Here is a 1,390-nt window from a genome sequence, read left to right as displayed (position 1 = left end):
AAAAATGACTCTTTGTGGTTAAGTCCTCGATCGATTAGTATCAGTCAGCTCCACATGTCACCATGCTTCCACCTCTGACCTATCTACCTAGTCATCTTCTAGGGATCTTACTCACATAAAGTGATGGGAAATCTCATCTCGAGGGGGGCTTCATGCTTAGATGCTTTCAGCACTTATCCCTTCCGCACATAGCTACCCAGCGATGCCTTTGGCAAGACAACTGGTACACCAGCGGTGCGTCCATCCCGGTCCTCTCGTACTAAGGACAGCTCCTCTCAAATTTCCTGCGCCCACGACGGATAGGGACCGAACTGTCTCACGACGTTCTGAACCCAGCTCGCGTACCGCTTTAATGGGCGAACAGCCCAACCCTTGGGACCGACTACAGCCCCAGGATGCGATGAGCCGACATCGAGGTGCCAAACCTCCCCGTCGATGTGGACTCTTGGGGGAGATAAGCCTGTTATCCCCGGGGTAGCTTTTATCCGTTGAGCGATGGCCCTTCCATGCGGAACCACCGGATCACTAAGCCCGACTTTCGTCCCTGCTCGACTTGTAGGTCTCGCAGTCAAGCTCCCTTGTGCCTTTACACTCTGCGAATGATTTCCAACCATTCTGAGGGAACCTTTGGGCGCCTCCGTTACTCTTTAGGAGGCGACCGCCCCAGTCAAACTGCCCACCTGACACTGTCTCCCACCCCGATAAGGGGCGCGGGTTAGAATTTCAATACAGCCAGGGTAGTATCCCACCAACGCCTCCACCGAAGCTGGCGCTCCGGCTTCCAAGGCTCCTACCTATCCTGTACAAGCTGTACCAAAATTCAATATCAGGCTACAGTAAAGCTCCACGGGGTCTTTCCGTCCTGTCGCGGGTAACCTGCATCTTCACAGGTACTATAATTTCACCGAGTCTCTCGTTGAGACAGTGCCCAGATCGTTACGCCTTTCGTGCGGGTCGGAACTTACCCGACAAGGAATTTCGCTACCTTAGGACCGTTATAGTTACGGCCGCCGTTTACTGGGGCTTCGATTCGCACCTTCGCTTGCGCTAAGCACTCCTCTTAACCTTCCAGCACCGGGCAGGCGTCAGCCCCTATACTTCGCCTTACGGCTTCGCAGAGACCTGTGTTTTTGCTAAACAGTCGCCTGGGCCTATTCACTGCGGCTCTTCGAGGCTATGCACCTCAAAGAGCACCCCTTCTCCCGAAGTTACGGGGTCATTTTGCCGAGTTCCTTAACGAGAGTTCTCTCGCTCACCTTAGGATTCTCTCCTCGCCTACCTGTGTCGGTTTGCGGTACGGGCACCTTTTTCCTCGCTAGAGGCTTTTCTTGGCAGTGTGGAATCAGGAACTTCGCTACTATAATTCGCTCGCTATCACAGCTCAGCCTTC

The 1,390-nt window shown here is 53.9% G+C and carries 1 rRNA gene; it reads right to left on the bottom strand.

What is annotated here, in order from left to right:
• Positions 1-14: 14 nt before the first annotated feature.
• A 23S ribosomal RNA gene (locus tag ACXAFV_RS22515) occupies positions 15-1,390 on the bottom strand; the annotation flags it as partial.

It is taken from the genome of Rossellomorea sp. ABR4_012 (genome assembly GCF_056159545.1).
This window is presented reverse-complemented; position numbering and strand designations above follow the sequence as displayed.